At 58.8% G+C, this 16,660-nt stretch carries 11 protein-coding genes; 7 read left to right on the forward strand and 4 right to left on the reverse strand.

The features are described 5' to 3' along the window. Window positions 1-136 precede the first annotated feature (136 nt). The gene (locus AAF358_10200; protein MEM7705913.1) at window positions 137-1,468 is read right to left on the reverse strand and encodes an amidohydrolase; all 1,332 of its coding nucleotides are present in this window, start codon (window positions 1,466-1,468) and stop codon (window positions 137-139) included. Window positions 1,469-1,736: 268 nt separating this feature from the next. On the opposite strand from AAF358_10200, the gene AAF358_10205 reads away from it, so the two are divergent. Then, window positions 1,737-2,576, forward strand: coding sequence for a hypothetical protein (locus AAF358_10205; protein MEM7705914.1), 840 nt, complete (start codon window positions 1,737-1,739; stop codon window positions 2,574-2,576). A 39-nt stretch (window positions 2,577-2,615) separates the two neighbouring features. On the opposite strand, the gene AAF358_10210 is transcribed toward AAF358_10205, so the two are convergent. Beyond that, window positions 2,616-3,290 carry a CpcT/CpeT family chromophore lyase gene (locus tag AAF358_10210; protein MEM7705915.1) on the reverse strand — a complete coding sequence of 225 codons (675 nt, stop codon included), beginning with the start codon at window positions 3,288-3,290 and terminating at the stop codon, window positions 2,616-2,618. Window positions 3,291-3,519: 229 nt separating this feature from the next. Here AAF358_10210 and AAF358_10215 point away from each other — a divergent pair, with 229 nt between their 5' ends. The 4 genes from AAF358_10215 (at window position 3,520) to AAF358_10230 (ending at window position 8,268) form a co-directional block, all read left to right on the forward strand. Beyond that, window positions 3,520-4,692 (forward strand): DUF418 domain-containing protein, encoded by a 1,173-nt coding sequence (locus AAF358_10215; GenBank protein MEM7705916.1) that lies wholly within the window; start codon window positions 3,520-3,522, stop codon window positions 4,690-4,692. A 257-nt stretch (window positions 4,693-4,949) separates the two neighbouring features. After that, a complete protein-coding gene (locus tag AAF358_10220; GenBank protein ID MEM7705917.1) occupies window positions 4,950-5,708 on the forward strand; it encodes an isocitrate lyase/phosphoenolpyruvate mutase family protein in 759 nt (252 codons plus the stop codon). A 181-nt stretch (window positions 5,709-5,889) separates the two neighbouring features. Continuing rightward, window positions 5,890-7,836, forward strand: a complete 1,947-nt coding sequence (locus AAF358_10225; protein ID MEM7705918.1) for an ankyrin repeat domain-containing protein — start codon at window positions 5,890-5,892, stop codon at window positions 7,834-7,836. Window positions 7,837-7,905: 69 nt separating this feature from the next. Further along, window positions 7,906-8,268, forward strand: coding sequence for an energy transducer TonB (locus AAF358_10230; GenBank protein ID MEM7705919.1), 363 nt, complete (start codon window positions 7,906-7,908; stop codon window positions 8,266-8,268). 370 nt (window positions 8,269-8,638) lie between these two features. Here the strand turns inward: AAF358_10230 and AAF358_10235 are convergent, their stop codons facing one another. Next, window positions 8,639-9,487 carry an NAD(P)H-binding protein gene (locus AAF358_10235; protein MEM7705920.1) on the reverse strand — a complete coding sequence of 283 codons (849 nt, stop codon included), beginning with the start codon at window positions 9,485-9,487 and terminating at the stop codon, window positions 8,639-8,641. A 546-nt stretch (window positions 9,488-10,033) separates the two neighbouring features. Here AAF358_10235 and AAF358_10240 point away from each other — a divergent pair. Together AAF358_10240 and AAF358_10245 are read left to right on the forward strand one after the other, a co-directional pair. Next, entirely contained in the window at window positions 10,034-14,221 is a 4,188-nt protein-coding gene (locus AAF358_10240) for a hypothetical protein (protein ID MEM7705921.1), read from the forward strand. 163 nt (window positions 14,222-14,384) lie between these two features. Continuing rightward, window positions 14,385-15,761, forward strand: a complete 1,377-nt coding sequence (locus AAF358_10245; GenBank protein MEM7705922.1) for a tetratricopeptide repeat protein — start codon at window positions 14,385-14,387, stop codon at window positions 15,759-15,761. Between the two features lie 66 nt (window positions 15,762-15,827). Here the strand turns inward: AAF358_10245 and AAF358_10250 are convergent, their stop codons facing one another. Next, window positions 15,828-16,619, reverse strand: coding sequence for a glycosyltransferase family 2 protein (locus tag AAF358_10250; GenBank protein MEM7705923.1), 792 nt, complete (start codon window positions 16,617-16,619; stop codon window positions 15,828-15,830). Window positions 16,620-16,660: the final 41 nt, after the last annotated feature.

Raw genomic sequence — 16,660 nt, forward strand, 5'->3', positions numbered from 1 at the left:
TACCTATTGGAAGCTGTCTGGGCAGCCCAAAATTGGCAGCGAATGATTCCGGGCTTCACTGGTAAGGGAGTTGAATAACCGCTAACGCGACTGCAACGCGAGTTGGCCTGCCGCAGTGTCCGCGAGCTTGAGCAGTTTATTCCGCGCTGATGCGTCCTGCCTGCATCGAATCTTTTCGATTATGTGACAACCACTCCAGCGCAAGGCCAGCGAGGGCTTTTACACCGACATGCATCACGTCGTCGTTCACGACAAAAAATGGTGAATGGTTAGGAGCGGCACTACCCAAGCCTCGACCCTCCGGCGCCACACCCAGCGCGAAAAACAAGCCAGGAATTTCGTTGGCGTAGAAAGAAAAGTCTTCTGACGCGGTAATCGGTGGAATCAACCTGGCTTTTCCCCCAAGGGCATAGCGATCCAGCACAGCTTTCATGCTCTCGGTAAGTTCAGGATCGTTGCGGGTAACGGGATAGCCGCGATCGATAGTCACTTCCGCCGTAGCCCCGTGACTTTCTGCCGTCAGGGTCGCAATTCGAGTTACGCGCTCGTGAATGTCGTTTCGCATAGCTGGATCGAAGGCCCGAATGGTTCCGGTGAGTTCCACCTGATTGGGAATGATATTGCCGCGATTACCCCCGTTGATCGAGCCGAAAGTGATAATGGCCGGCGCCTTCGTGATATCAATCTGCCGGCTCACAACGTTCTGGACGCCGCTGATGACCTGCGCTGCGACTACAATCGGATCAACGCCCGCCCAAGGCATCGCGCCGTGAGTTTGCTGTCCCTTAATCACAATCTTCAAACCGTCTGATGCCGCCTGCATCCCGCCAGGACGATAGCCAATCGAACCGGCACGGAAAGGTGCCACATGCAGACCAAAGATTGCGCCCGGCGCGTAGTCTCCGCCCAAAACGCCCTGGGCGACCATCAACTCGGCCCCGCCCTCTTCTCCGGGTGGGGCACCCTCCTCCGCCGGCTGAAAAATAAACTTCACGCTGCCGGGGATGTCCTCGCGCATGCCCGCAAGCACTTCTGCCACACCCATGAGGATTGCCGTATGCGCATCGTGGCCGCACGCATGCATGACGCCAGTTTCCTGACCGCGCCACTCGGTGGTCACAGTCGACGCAAAAGGCAGCCCCGTTTGTTCCCGCACCGGCAACGCATCCATATCGGCCCGCAAAGCGACCACGGGCCCTGGCTTGCCGCCTCTCAGCACCCCCACAACGCCGGTATGGGCTACCTCCGTTTCGACAAGATCAAAGGAAAGTGACCTGAGATGGTCAGCAACAATTCTCGCCGTTCTAAACTCACGGTTGCCGAGCTCAGGGTTGGCGTGAAGATCGTGACGCCAGGCGATGACTTTCTCGGCCACTGCGTCTGCCGACTCTTCAATCGTCGTGGTCTTGGCTGCTCCATGAACAGCGCCCGATAAAGCGAGCGCGGTAACGACTAGATATGAACGCATCGGTAACCCTCCTTGCTGCAGAGTATAGGTCGGCTTAGCCACAGGTTTTAGATTTCCCAGCGCTGTTGGGACAAGATCCCGAGCGATTTCGTTCATCCAAGCTCATCGACCGCGAAACATGCCTTTAAGGGATGTCGCGGAAGGGGACGCTTTCGAGAGACCGTTTCCTGACGCGACAGGTGCAAGGGTGGCGCCGCAAGGACGGGGCGACGAAGCTCAGCTACACTGAACGGGCAATGAGGGTGATGAGGATATGGGTGATTTCAGCATGAAGCCGCTTCTGGCGTTGGCCATAGGCGCGCTGACCACAACCACAACAATTGCTCAAGACGCTTTTGAGCCGGACGACACGCCGGTGCAGGCAACGTTTCTTGAGGGTTTCGATTTCCTGACCAACGGGCCTGTTGTGATCGAACAGGAGCATACTTTCAGCGATGCCTCCGACGTTGACTTCACCACGTTTGCAACCACCTTCAACTACCCCACATCTTGGTCTGGCAGCGACCCCAATACTCGGCTCTATCTGCAGGTTTGCGACGGCGCATGTGATGATGTGGCCGACCTGTTCATCAGCCTGGAACTCTTCGATTTTGATCTGATCGCTGATCCTGCGAACGCGACGCCCGTTTTTGCCATCAACCCGTGTCCCGGCGGCATCAGCGATGAACAGGAGCGGGAGCTGCCCAATTTCCCCCAGGACGAAACGCTGTTCGTGCGAGTCACCGAGTGCAGCGGTAACGGTGCCGGTCGACCTTATCGGCTGTTGCTCACCCGAGACGCGGTCGGCATTGATCTCCACAAAATCTCGGGCACCGTTGGGTTCCTGGATGGCTCATCCCAGCTTCAGCCCGCACCAGCGTTCGTCGTCATCACGTCGAATTACAACGACTTTACGTTTGCCAACCCCGTGACCGGAGCCTATGCACTTGGCGTACTTTCTCGAGACTTTCAGTCCGGTGCCGACATCGCCGACCTCGAACTGACCGCTCAGGTTTTTGGGAACGACCAGGACTTCGACATTCAAACCCAGGCTGTCACGGGCCTCACGGCCGCCGACGAACAAATCGTGAATTTCCAGCTCAATATATTCCTTAACGGATTTGAGTAGTCGCCCCGAAGCCTGATTCCGAGCGGTTAGAATTCGCGTCTAACGCCGGCGAAGATGGTGCAGCGTTCCGTCTCCGGTCTGAAACAACACCGCTTCGGTTGCTCCGTCGGAGAGCGTGTCGCTGAAGTGGAAGCCGTCGGGGTCGATCACCATGCGGGTAAACGAGACCACTTCTGTGATCTGCTCTGGCAGATTCATGCCCGGCAGCGGCTCGTAGCGACAAGCACCCCAGGCCATGGAGCCTCGCCAGGCATCCGCCTGTCGCTGGAGGTAAATGTCACACCCCGGCAGCACGAGAAAGTCATCGAGTGATGGTGTCCCGCCCAGCTCCAGGCCTTGGGCCCGAGCATCCCCGGCTCGGGGAATATAGAGACGCAGCGTGACCACCTGTTCGTCGGGCCCTGCGCTGAAGCCGTAGATGCGCCGGCGGAAGACTCGGCCCTCGTTTCCCAGATCCCGATATTCCACCTGAACGGTAAACTCGCCGGCTTCAGGCATCTCGATCGGTTGCGCTTTTACCTCAACAAACCGGTGCTGATCGTTAGCAGCGATCCCAGCAGCGTTCTGGGCTTTGATCTGTGCTTCATTGTTATAGGTGCCTTGGAGCCAGTCCACAATCTGCTTTAGATCATCCAAAGGCGCGGCAAAAACCGGTGACGTGAGGCCAGCGAGAGTCGATAGCAGGCAAAGTCTTTTGAGCAATTGAACGGGCATAACGGACAGAATTTTCCCGCGACGGGATAGTGGGGTCAATGACCCAAGGTCGGGACCGCCGCTTAGATACAACCTCGCATCCCAGCGCATTTAGGATGTACGCGATCTCCGGCGGGAAGCGGTTATCCTCAAGTTTGTGTTCGATTTGAGGCGCACTGGCATTTAGGTAGAGACACTCCGAGGCTTGAACCGTTATGCGCCACCTTTCTTCTGACTACAACGCAAGACTGTGAACAAACCCGAACGTATTCCAGAACTTGACGTGCTGCGTGGCTTCGCGCTGCTGGGCGTATTCATCGTCCATTTCGTCGGGGTTCCGTTTTACGAGCTACCGCTGGAAGAGAGCCAGCGAGCGCTGTGGGAAAGCCAGCTGCAGCATAGCGCGGCCGTTTACGTCTCCGACCTGCTCTTCCAGAACAAGGCTAATACGCTATTTGCCACACTCTTTGGCATGGGGTTCTGGATCATGCTGCAGCGGATCAGCGCCAGAGACCCGAACTTCGTTCGAATCTATCAGCGGCGCCTGGCGGCACTGCTGGCGATCGGCCTGCTGAACCTTTTCCTGGTTTTTCCGGGTGATGTCCTCCACGTGTACGCCCTGATTGGCTGGCTTCTACTCGCCATGAGGAACTGGTCATCGAACACCATGTTGTATCTGGGCCTCGCGCTTGCGCTGCTGGCAGACCCCGTCTTTGATCATGTGTTGCCTTCTCTTGGCGGGCCGGAAGAAGTCTACGAATCCGCCATGATGGATGCCTTCAATGAGGAACGCTATCTCGTCTGGGTGAAAATCATGACCGGGGCCTATATCGATGAAGAGTTCCTGCACGGTGGTTTGATCGCCTGGGCCCTTTACCTCTTGGGGCGGTTCCTGATTGGCGCCTGGGTGATGCGGGAGCAGTGGATACAGCGGGCCCGCCGTCATTTACCGCGCCTTCGAAGCGTAGCCGCTTGGCTCCTGATCATTGGACTGGCCGCGGAAGTCTGGTCGCTGCTGATCTTCAAAGAAAAAGTTTCCGGGAGCCCGCTGTTCGACGGCCTTCTTCATGCCGTTGGCGCGCCAATGATGGCAGTCGGCTATGCGCTCACGCTCGTGTATCTGTGCAACTCCGCCCGCTGGCAAAGACTAGCGCTCTGGCTGGCACCCGTTGGTCGAATCGCCCTGACCGCCTACGTGTTACATGGCGCGATCTTCACGTTGCTATACATGCCGTTTGGGCTTGGAATGCTGGGCACCCTTGGCCCAGCTCATGCGCTGCTTGCAGCCCTTGCTTTGTATTCCTTTTTAACAGCCTTCAGCTTTATCTGGCTGCGCCGCTACCGCTACGGCCCGCTGGAATATCTGTGGCGATGGGTGACATATCGGGAGCAGCCGGCGTTTCGCGTCAACAGGATCACCTAGCCTTTCTGAAGCGACGCCTAAAAACAGGGACAGCTCCAGAAGTTCCGCAGGACACAATTAGATCGATGCCCGAAATGAGGCTGCGCGCTTTTGAGTACGTGCTACGTTGAGCTCATGTTGCTTAATCCTCCGATGACCGAGACGGCTGATACCGACAAACGGCGCGTTTGCCGGGTATGACGGAGGCCTGTAGCGCCAGCAGAAGCAGCTTGAAACCGAACGTCATCAATCTTGATCACCGAAGGAATCGTCTCCGTATGTCGCAAATTGAAAAGGCCGCGCATTTCGCGGAAATGCACCAGCAAGACAACCCGGTAGTGCTTTACAACATATGGGATTCGGGCGGTGCCAAGGCTTTGGTTGAGGTTGGCGCGCCGGCCGTCGCCACAGGCAGCTGGTCTATCGCAGCAGCGCATGGGTTTGACGATGGCGAAGCCATGCCGCTTCACCTGGTGCTAGCGATCGTTGCGCGGATCTGCGACACCGTCGAGGTGCCGGTTACGATTGACTTTGAAGGCGGATTTGCCAGCGACCCAGGGTCCGTGGCCGAGAACGTTCGGCGCGTCCTGCGCGCGGGAGCCATAGGCATCAACTTTGAAGACCGCATCGTGCAAGGTGAGGGCCTTTACGCCATTCGCGCACAGGCCGATCGGATTGCTGCAATCAGGTCCATGGCGGAAGCGGAGGGCGTTCCACTTTTCATCAACGCGCGCACGGATCTTTTCCTCGAATCCGATGCGGCAACGCACGGCGGGCACCTCTCAGAAGCCATAGATCGCGGAGACGCTTATCGCAAGGCCGGCGCGGATTGCCTGTTTGTGCCCGGGTTGACCGACCCTCAGTTGATTTCCGACGTTGTTGCGCGGGCGAAAATGCCCGTGAACGTTATGATGATGGGCGATCTTCAGTCTATCGAGGACGCAACCGCGCTCGGAGTTTCTCGAATCAGCTTCGGTCCCGGACCGTTCTTGAAGGCGCAAGCTGACCTGAGGGCCCGATACCAGCAGCTTAAATAATGGACTTCGAGCTCGCTGCCGCGGCTACCCTAGTCGGCTAGCATTGCATTGCATTGCGCGTCGGCGGGCTTGCTCGGGCTGGAGTTTGGCGCCGCGACAAATTTTTCAGGATTTTCTCTCAATTTTCTGGACATGGTCAAACCGGGCTGCCAGAGTCGAGGCAGCGTAATCGGGTTTCAAAATGCGCCACCTCGGTCTGATTGTCCTACTGCTGTTGTTCACCGGAACGCCGGCTCAGTCTTCGAATTGGCCAGCCGACGTTGGACTTGTCGAGCAGCTCAGAGAGATCCGCCACCTCAACGAGCTGCACGAGGCCTTGGCGAAGGCTTATCCGCACAAAAATATTAAGGATATGCAGTCCCTCGTTGGCGCCCTGGATCGCGACTTGCCGCTGGACATTCAGTTTGCCGAGCGGCTGTCTCGCCTGGCTGATCCCGCGATGCTCGAGGAGGTTGCGCGTTGGTACGCGAACGACCCCGCCGGGAAAGCCGTAGCCGAGTTTGAACGTCGGCTGCTCGAGCGCTGGCCCGAAGAATTGCCCAAGAAGATTTACCTCAGCGCTGAGCGCTGGGCGCTCATTCAAAAGATTGCTCGTGTGCTACCCCACCAGCGTTGGCGAGCTCGGCTAGAGTGGGAAAGCCAGATCATCCTGGGCAAGTTCAGCGATGCCATCGCGGGCCAAGATGACCAGGCAATCGACTATCCAACCGAGGAGCAGTTTCAGATCCTGCTGGATCAGCAGACAGGCTTTGCGGTGCGTATCTATCAGGAAGCGGGCAAGCTCGACGATGCGACGCTCGAGCGGCTGCTGACCTGGCGGAGCGCTTCGTCGATGGCGCGCTTCGACGAAGCGGTTGAAGAGTCGCTGAAGAAGATAAGCCTGACGCCGGCTCGCATTGCGGCGGAGCGGCTCGGCCAAACTCTGGGCGGTTGGGGCATTCCGTACGCAGCGCTGGAACCGCAGCCAAAAGCGATGGGGGAATCGCTCGACGCATTCCGAAAGCGCCAGGTCAACCTGCTCCTGAGCCAGGCCAAAGAGCCTTCCACCCGATTGTTGAAAGTTCGAGCCAGCCTCACGGAGGCGTACGACAGTTACCCCGCGATGGGTGAACTCAAACGCATCTTTGGAGAGCGCACCCTATGGCTGCGGGAACAAGATCGCCGACACTTAAGTCAGTTTCTTAGGTTGCAATCCAATGACCCTGACGGGCTGCTCTGGCAGGCGCATCTCGCCATGCTTGAAGGCAAAGAAGAACTCGTTGAAGAGGCGCTCAAGAAGTATCAGCAGCTGAAATACCCACTCAACAGTCGGTGGCACGTCAGCCGCGCGGTGCTCGCCTACGCGCGACAAAACTACGAGATTGCCTATAAGCACTATCGAAAAGCTGGGTTTGCCCAAGTTAACGATACGCCCTGGCAACCGTCGAAAGCGCTCGCACACGCCTACGTGATGGCAACCCGGAGAATGAGAGATTTTGATGCGGCCGAAGATCTACTTAAGCACTGGCACAAGCGATACCCGGATGATCCGGAGCGGGTCACATGGGACATGTCCTATCTCGTGTACAAACTGCAGGATCCTGAGCTAGCCGAGCAGGCTATCGCAGAAAACTTCGGTACCGACTGGGAGGGGCCCATTCGCGCCATGATGGGAATGGTGTACCTGCAGTATGCCGTCGAACGGCCGAACGAGCAGGGCGATTGGCTGGCGAAAGCGGACGGACTAATCAACAACTGGATCTGGGGACTACTGCCGGTCCAGGATCTCCGCGACCCAATCCCCGCTTATCGCCTGCTCCTGGAAACTGGCCGCGTCAGAATCGATGACGTGCCCAGCAACGGCATGCACCCGCTGCACTCCGCTGCCAGCGCGGGCGATCAACAGCTCGTGGCGTCGTATCTCGAGCTGGGCGCGGACGTCAATCTTGAGGGGTGCTGCGGGACACCTTTGGCGCTGGCGCTTTTCTGCGGCAGTATCCCCACCGCCAACTTTTTATTTCGTAATGGCGCAGAGCCGGAAGCCGCGTTCAGCAGCCAGGCCCAGTTTGACGAGCGCATGAGCCGGCGGTCCCGGGCCGTACAGCAGGATGCGCTTGAATTGCTGAAGCATTGGGGCTGGGAACCCTGACAACGCGCCGACGGCCAGCTCCTTTCTCCAATGGCAACTGAATCCTTCGGACTACAACAGGGACCATTCATGCGATTTATCGTATTTTCGATCATCATTCTGACCGCCTTTGTGAGCCTCGCGGAGGATCAGACTCCGCTGAAGGTCGATACGCACGATCAATACTGGGCCTTCGACCGCACCGTACCTCCTGAATATCCCCGCAAAGCGCTGAAAGAAGGGCTGACCGGCTACGTCCGGGTGCTTCATACCATCGACAAAAAGGGCCGAGTCAAAGATATTCAGGTGTTGAAATCGGTGCCCTCGGACATTTTCGTTCGCCCCACAATCAAGGCGCTTAAGAAATTCCGCTACAAGCCGACGGAGTCAAATCCAGACCGGACTCCGATCCGCACCGAGTTTGTCATGAGATTTGAACTTGATCAGAGCTGAGTTAACACCGGCCTGAACCACCCGGAATGGTGCGCCTGCGGCCAGTTTGGCAAGGCTCTCTCGTCCCGTCTTCCTGGTGCCAGCCCGCTCTAGGATGCATCAGCAATGAATCACAGGGGAAAGCCCCAAGGGACGGGACGGACTGACACACCACTGAACTCAATACGATTTCCGGCGGGCGGCTCATACCAGAACCTCCTTTTAGCGTCCCTGCCAGAGTGAATTGGGCTTTCGCTGGAGCGACGCCGCCGACGTTAGGTCCGCCAAAAGTTCGGGAACGGGAAGAGCAGGAGGATCCTTTTTTTGCCTTCTGGCGACATCCCCGATCAGAATCAAAGAGAGGCGATATTGAGGGGTCAAAGACCTCTGGCTAAATCCCCACCGTAAAGCGCTTCCCTACAAAGGCCTTGTTTTCTGCCTCGTCAACTGCCGCTTTTGCCAAATCCATCGCCATCACCGGGCTGGGTTTGCCATCTTCGCCCATAACAAAAAATTCCGTTGCAGTGCGATAGCCCACGGAAGATAAATCCATAATGGCGTTTGGCGCATAGCCCCGGATCACCGGAGGAGGCGTGAGTACCGTCCAGGGAATCGTGCTGGCTTCGTAGGTCTCCAGCGCCAGTACCTGCCCGAACAACAACCCGCGAGGGCGTGAACCTTCAGGAGCGGGGAAAGGAAAGTTGGCAAGCATTGTCTCGGTGTCTTCGAACATGGTCGAAGCACCACCAATTTGAATGACATACGGAGCATTATCATCACCAGTAAACGCTTCAACCATGGTTCTGGCCGCGATAGCTGTGGTACTGGATTCCGGTTGATAGTCTTCGCCAATACCGGTCACCGACACGATGACAGTGTCGGCATCGCCAAGCGCCTTTTTCACGGATTCCACATCGTTAAGGTCAGCGCTCATGGCAGAGAAATTCTCCGCTTCAAAGGCAAGCATTTCGGGATTACGCGAAACGCCGATGACCTTATGTCCTCGATCGATGGATTCCTGAGTGATCAACCCACCGATTTTGCCGCTGGCACCAAATACGACGATATTCAGAACGGCGGCTGCTTCTGACCCTCGCGAGCTGGCTTGCGGATCGACCGTTGAAGAAGAGGCAGCCTGCGATTCTGGTTCAACCGACGTGGAATCCGCTGAAGAGGGTTGTTCAGAGCAACCGGCCAGGAAGAGGGCCAGCAACAGCGCATAAGAGCGAAAGGCCGTCATGTCGTATACCTCCTGTGCGATTCAAATCGAGTGCCTGATACGTTGAAATCAGGCTATTTCTAGCCATGTTACGAAAACTCATCATAAATTAAATATGCTTATAAACAAATAAAATTCCAATTAAATTTGCTTGCGATAATATTTAGCTCTCTTCGGTAGGTCGGAAGAAATACCACAGGCGATGCCCAAAAAATCAAAATCCCAATTGCCCGGGACCCAATCTCAGGCCGAACAAGCGTGCAGCCGAATCTTCGAAACTGCTGATTGGTCGCAGCACTTAAGTTTTCCCGCGTTCCATCCTGACATTGGGCGCCGACCCGACTCCAGGGGACGGGACCAGGTGCCAGGTCGCGCTGCAGTCTTCCGCTTGGACTCTCTAAGATCGCTTGCCCGACGTGAGACAAATTGAGCGCTAGCTGCGTCTCAATCTGAGCCCGGGCGCCACTATGCTCACGGGTTGGTATCACGCGCATGGAGGCAGCATCAGTGTTCCACAATTCACTTCGACCGAACGATAACCCCAAACTCAGCCAACGCCTCCGTACTATGGTGGCAATTCTGCTGGCCATCGCCCTGACACCGCTTATCACCAGTGCCGGAGTAGTGCTGATCAACGATCCGCTGGTTCGCATCGTATCGCGGGGAATCGGCGGCGAGTCGGCGAACAGCTTCAGCAGCATCACGGGCGCGAGTGCCGAACTGGAGCAGCTGCTCTTCCTAAGTCGCGCCACGGATCTCTCGGGCGATCCAGCCGATGACTCGGGCTTCAATAGGCTCTGGTTACTAGACCGGGCAACGCTCAGCCTCCAGCCTGCGGACAGCCCCAGCGGCATAACCCCCGACGGCAGCACCCTGGAAGGCAGCATCAGTGCTGACGGCAGCAGTGTGGTCTTCGCCTCGTCAGCCACCAACCTGGTGGGCAGCGACAGCAACGGCACCTCAGACGTTTTTGCTCTGGACGTGCAGACGCGAACGGTCACCCTGCTCTCCACCAACCGCTTTTCCAACCCCGCGGCAGGGCCCAGCAATCGGCCCGTTGTAAACGCCGACGGCCGGCACGTGTTGTTTTTGAGCCGGGCGGACAACCTGGATCTGGACAGCGGCATCGTCCGGGATTTCGCCGACCTCATGGCTCTTGATCGAGACAGTGACACTAACGGGGTGCTGGATGAGACGGGAACGTTGGCACCTCGGCACCTTTTACCGGTCGGAGCGCCGCGGGATGGTCTGGTTCCATTCTTCAGCTTCGACCTGTCCGACTCCGGCCGCTATGTGGTGTTTGTGTCTTCGCTCACAGGCATCACGGCGACCGCTCCGGGAGCTGACTACAACGCGTATTTCCATGATCGGGACACCGACGAAGACAACGTCTTTGACGAACCGGGGGCGGTGCTCACCCAGCTTCTCACCGCCCCCTCCGGGCTGCCGTTCACCGAAAACGTCAACAGCATCCAGATCAGCGGCGACGGCTTTCGCGTTGTGCTCAGGACCCGCACTCCAGAGCTGACCCCTGAGTGCACCGACACCGATTGCGGCGTATACGCCCTGGAGTTCCCTGCTGTTCAAGGCGTCCCCGATCCAACCAACGCCACCGTGCTGGCAGCGCTGCCAGGCGTCAGCGGAACGCTTTCGAATGATGGGACCCGCCTCACCTACCGCACGCGAGCGGATGACGACCTCCGGCTCCGGCAGCTGCCTGCCGTGTCCGACGAATCGATCTGCCTTAGCGAAACCGGGCGAGGTGGCAATCGTGGCTGCAGCGTCGGCATCCCGTCCGACGACGGAAATTTTGTCTTCTTTAGCTCGCGCTCCAGCAACCTCGTGCGGCGAGACGCCAACGCCGAAAACGATGTATTCCTTTATGCCGCAGATGGCGTTCCCGTACCCTCCCCGCCGCTACGCGCTTGCGAAGATGAATTGGATAATGATGGCGACGGCGACATCGATCTGGCCGACGACGGCTGTTTCGGTCCCGAGGACGATGATGAAAATGTCGGGCAGGCATCGCTGTCAGGCCCGGTAGAGGATCACACACCGGGACCCGGCGCGTTTTTGACACTCGACGAACGGGGCCTGGCGGGACGCTTCCCTCAGCTGGCCAGCGGCAACGGCGGCCTGCGGCGGGTCGTGTTCCAAACGGATGAGTTCCTTGGGACCTCCAATCCAACGCCACAGATCCGCCTGGTCAGCTTCGATCGGTTTCAGCGGGAGCGAATCGTGCTGGATCGGGGCTACAGTCCGCAGGTGGTCATGGACAGCAGCAATCGTTGGCATGTCACGCACTTCGATGAAAGCGGGAGCCTGCTTTATCGGCGCCAGGACAACCTGACGCCTGAGGCGCTTCCGGACTTGCTTAACCCTCCGATCAACGCCGGCCAACCCGTCGCAAGCCTTCTCGCCCTGGATGACCAGGACCAGCCCCTGGTACTCGCGCTGCGAGAGGAGTCGGACCAACTGCGCCTCTGGCGACCGGGAAGCTCGCCCGTAGACATTTCAATCCCGGACACTGTCAGCCGTATTGCGTTCGCTCAGGGCGCCTTCGGCGAGCTCCTCGTTGTGTACAACAGTCGACTGAACGATATGTTCCAGCCGATTAATGACCTGATCAGCATCGTATTGGACAGCAACGGAAACCTCCTCAGTGAACGGCGCCTGGCGCTGACGGACGACGTCTCCGGCCCCATCAGCCTCAGCAGCGATATCTATGGGCTACCCCACGTCGTTTTTCGCACCGCGGATGGCGCGCTGATCTACGTCACGGATCGGTCCGGTGCGCTCGAAACGGTCAGCGCTCCGCTAGGAGACCGCGTCACGGCGGCTAAGGTCATTTTTGAAAGCGACGGTTTCACGCCCCGCATTTTGGTCTCATCGCAAACCGAAGAGCCAACTTGGCGAGCGTTTGCTGTCGCTGGAGATGAGCTCAACCCCGTCACCCCGCCCCCGATTCAAGGCAAGGTCGGTGAATTTGCGATCGATAATCCCACACCCCAAACGCTGGAGTACGTTTATCTCGAGCCGACCAGCGGCAACCTGGTGCACGGTGACCCGGACGCCGCACCCTGGCTCAGGGCGCCGTTTACCCTCGACCCAAACAGCAGCATGCGCGATCTGATTGCGGCGCCAAACCGCGGTGCCGGGGGCCTCAACACCGTGCTTGGTTTCACTAGCGCCTTCGCCGGCGGCGCTGGGGAGCTCGTGGTGTACCGGCGCTCCGTTGATGCGTCGGCCTGGACACGGGAGTCGGTCGCGCCGGCCGCGCCGCAGGATGCCGCCGCCTTCAACGACAACGGAACGGCTCTGGTGCATTTTGAGAACCTGACGGGTCAACTTCGTTTTGTTGATCTGGCGAACGGCACTCCCTCCGAAACCATTGTCGCCTTTACCGACTTCAGCAGCTTCGCTGAAGTGGACTTGTTTGAAATCGGTGGGGCCAAGCAACCGGTGGTTGTTGGGCTGCTGCGCGGTGGCGACGGTAATGATCAGATTGTGGGTTACCGACGAGAGGGGCCAAGTCAGTGGACCGCGCTGCCTCTCACCTCACCCATAACAGCCATCAACCGCATGGTGGCCGACACGGTTAAGGGTCAGGCAAGCAGCCCATTCGTATGGGTGGCGTATAGCAGCAACGTTCAGGGTGAACTGCGCCTCGCGCGCCTTGCACCGCAGGCCGGTATGTGGACAGACGCCTTCGTCGACGACGGCGACTCACCGGCCGTGATCGGCAACTTCCTGAGCCTTGTGATGACCCAGGAGCTCAACCCGAGCGACGTCCCCACTCGCAACATCCCAACCCTGGCTTACGACATCAACAGCCGCACGGGTTTACGCTACGCTTTCCGATCCGGCACCTGGCGCTTTTGGGATCCCGCCGTCGATCTGGCGCCGGGTCAGCAGTTCCAGGAGTTGACCCACAACCTCCTTAACGACTCGCGTATCGATCCAGTGCTGGCTGTGGCCAGCAGCACCGGCAACGTCGATCTGCTCAGCCAGGACGGGGACGCCCTAAACGACGATGTCCACTTCACTCGCCAGGTTGTTGCAACCGATTTCGAAAATCGGAGCGACTTGGCGCTGCTGCTGAATGGCCGAACCTATATCGCTTATGACAACGCTGCCGGCGGGACCGTTGCCTCGGGCGCCGCGGCTGGCGGTCTAGCTACCATTGCAGAGCCCATAAGCTATGACGAAGACGACGACGAGCTCACCACCGCCCAGCTGATTGCCGGCATGTGTCTGGCCTTTTTCGAGGCGGTGAACAACGCACAAAAGGGCATGCCCCAGATGAGCCCCGTCGATGATGAGACGGTGCTCGGCGGGTGGGCTCAGATCTTTCAGCGGACCAGCGAGGGTCAGCGCTATATCGATTTTTACCGACGTAGCTTTCCCAAGATCGCTCGCTTGGTTGCTGAGGATCGAGGGCTGCGCCAGGACGCGATTGCGACACTGCAGAATTTCATGCCCGGCATTCAGGCGATGACCGAAGGTCGCGGTGACGACATAATCCTGGATGCCACGATGCTGAGCAACGCGCTGGATATCTGGCAGCGCCTATCGGATCGCGACTCAGGGCCGCTGTCGGCCTTTATCGAAAGCGAGCTGGCGCGCTGGAACAACCTGGACGACTTTGACGGCCTGACGTTCGACGAATGGGGCCAGCAAATCGGTTTACAGGTGGGCCCGGTTGGCGGCAGCGATGTGCTGTTTGCCAACTCTTTTGAAACCTCGGCCCCCTAAGACCAGGCCAAAATTCTCTGGCGGCCCCACCGATGCCGCGTGCTGGGCGATTTCAGGGCCGCCTGGTTCTTAGGGTCCTATTTTCCTCAGAATCGCAACGGGAAAATTTGCAAACGAAACGGTGAATCCGCATGCTGGGGTCAGGCAAACGGGAGTCTCTTATATGCGTCATTCGCTAGCTGCGCTACTACTCTGCCTGGTGTTTTCGGTACCGACACCGTTTGCTATCGCGGGCGACGCAGAAGATCCCGACAAAATCTACATCGCCAGTCAGCTCGATTGGGTCCTCGGCGACGTCGATGAGCAGCGTCTCGACATGCTGCGGGAAAAGTCCGAAAGCCTGCGGCCGGACGAAGCGAATCGCTTGGCTTACCTGGACGCGCTCGTCGAGGAAGGTGGCGCGGCTCTGCTGCTGGACCAGCCTCGCTATGGACTCGATCGGCTGGAGACAGCAGAACGGATCGCCAATCGCTTTCTTGAGCGGGACGATCTCAAGCGCCTGCGACTGCAGCTCCTCCTATCTATGGCCTACGAGCGGAACCGCAAGCTGAAGCTCGCCGCCGAATCGCTGTCTCGCGCTCAGCAGGTTGTCGCGCTGCGTGAAGGAGCCGGAAGCGCGTCGCAGCTCAAGCTCATCTATCGCCGGGCGAGGCTGTTAACGGCAAACGGCTCGCTGTGGCTCGCCGGCAAGCAGTACCGGTCAGCGCTGCGGCTGACGCGCAAAACCTTTGGCGACGCCAGCCCCGAAACAGTAGAAGCCACCATCGCGCTCGGTACCTTTCTCCGCACGACCGGTGAATACAAAAAGTCGTTGACGGCATTCCGCAGGGCGATCAAGCGCATGCGCAACGCGGATAAGCAGTATCACCCGCTGGCCGTCCCGCTTCTGATGGAGCGGGCGGAGACCGCCTTAACTGGCCCGCTCGCCGAGCACGCGCTCGACCAGATGGCTCTGGCAATTCAGATCATGGATGAGAACGAGGCGTCGTTTTCCACAGAAGAACGGATCGTGGCAGCCTACCGGTACGGTGAAGTGCTGATGCTGCAACATCTGGAGGGTCGGGCCATGGTTCAGTTTAAGAAGGCCTGGGCACTGGCCGAAGCCGACAAACACGCTGATTGGCTTGCGCGCCTTGCCAAGCCAGAGCTGATCAGCAACCCGCTGTTCCGCGCAGGAAACCCGGGCGAGGCCGGCTTTTCGCTCAGTTACAACCTTTCCGCTGATGGCCGACCGAAACAGGTCGAAGTAACCGCAGCGGCAAACGACCACATTGCCGTCACCGAGTTCGCCAAGGACCTGCTGCGAAGCGCGAGAGTGCGTCCGCCCGTGATCGCGGGAGAGGGGCATGCCGTTGATGACCAGCAGCTCATCATGGTGTTTCAGCCTTATGACGGTCGAAACCATCACCAGCCGTTGTTCCACCTGCAGCGCAACCGGCCCCGGGCAACCTTGCGTGACAACTTCCGAAATCGACCGGCTTATCGCCCGGACTTTCGGCCGCCGGCGCCAAGACCTGACGGCCGCAAGGTGCGTGTCTAGGCGAATCGCAGGATCGACAGCGCGCCGGATTATGGTTGGACTCGCACAGTAGGCGCTGCGCTCAGTTCAATGGTGATGCTCACGACGACGCATCATCCGGCGCTGTTCCCACCAGATCGCCGCCACCATGCCGAGGATCCCCCGGCCCGCCCGAAGTGATCCGAGCAGCGTCCCGCTGATTTTTGATCGTCCGATACGCTTCAGGCTCGACACCGGCACCTCCACCATGGACATTCCGTGCTGTATGGCCCGAAGCTGCATCTCGCAGGTCCAGCCGAAGGCGCGGTCCTCCATCGCCAGGCGGTCCAGAGCGCCGACACGAATGGCCCGAAACGGGCCAAGATCGTTAACGTCGCAGCGCCAAAGAAGGCGAATCAGCGCCGACGAAAGCCAGTTGCCAAACTGCTGCTGCGGGGTGAGAGCACCCGGTTCACGGGCGCCCGCCACCCGGTTGCCGATCACCAGGTCCGCACCCTGACCGAGCGGAGCCAGTAATGCCGGGACTTCACTCACATCGACCGAACGATCCGCGTCAACAAAAAGCACGATGTCGTTTCCGTTTGCGCCGCCGCTCCGAACCCGACCCAACGCCCGCAGACAGGCTGCTCCATATCCCCGCTGTTCTTCACTGACCACAGTCGCGCCAGCGTCCCTGGCTACCACCGCGGTAGCGTCACGCGAGTTGTTGTCACATACGACGATATGATCCACAAACACATCACCGGCGGCATCGGTCAGCGCCCAAAGCTCAGCCACCACCAGTCCAACGCTGGGCGCTTCATCCAGCGCAGGAATCACGACCCAAACCCGCGAGCCGTTAAACACCTCGCCGCCCACTTCTGCGACTTGCCGTTGCAACGGTTCGAAAGCGGTACAGCGTTTTACTGGTCATTATGGCA

The organism is Pseudomonadota bacterium (assembly GCA_039033415.1).
Classification (GTDB): domain Bacteria; phylum Pseudomonadota; class Gammaproteobacteria; order Xanthomonadales; family SZUA-38; genus JANQOZ01.

Bases quoted from the DNA above. Each gene is read 5' to 3' on its own strand.
- AAF358_10210 (MEM7705915.1), bottom strand. From the start codon at position 3,290: ATGCCCGTTCAATTGCTCAAAAGACTTTGCCTGCTATCGACTCTCGCT.
- AAF358_10200 (MEM7705913.1), bottom strand. From the start codon at position 1,468: ATGCGTTCATATCTAGTCGTTACCGCGCTCGCTTTATCGGGCGCTGTT.
- AAF358_10235 (MEM7705920.1), bottom strand. From the start codon at position 9,487: ATGACGGCCTTTCGCTCTTATGCGCTGTTGCTGGCCCTCTTCCTGGCC.
- AAF358_10220 (MEM7705917.1), top strand. From the start codon at position 4,950: ATGTCGCAAATTGAAAAGGCCGCGCATTTCGCGGAAATGCACCAGCAA.
- AAF358_10245 (MEM7705922.1), top strand. From the start codon at position 14,385: ATGCGTCATTCGCTAGCTGCGCTACTACTCTGCCTGGTGTTTTCGGTA.
- AAF358_10240 (MEM7705921.1), top strand. From the start codon at position 10,034: ATGGTGGCAATTCTGCTGGCCATCGCCCTGACACCGCTTATCACCAGT.
- AAF358_10225 (MEM7705918.1), top strand. From the start codon at position 5,890: ATGCGCCACCTCGGTCTGATTGTCCTACTGCTGTTGTTCACCGGAACG.
- AAF358_10230 (MEM7705919.1), top strand. From the start codon at position 7,906: ATGCGATTTATCGTATTTTCGATCATCATTCTGACCGCCTTTGTGAGC.
- AAF358_10205 (MEM7705914.1), top strand. From the start codon at position 1,737: ATGAAGCCGCTTCTGGCGTTGGCCATAGGCGCGCTGACCACAACCACA.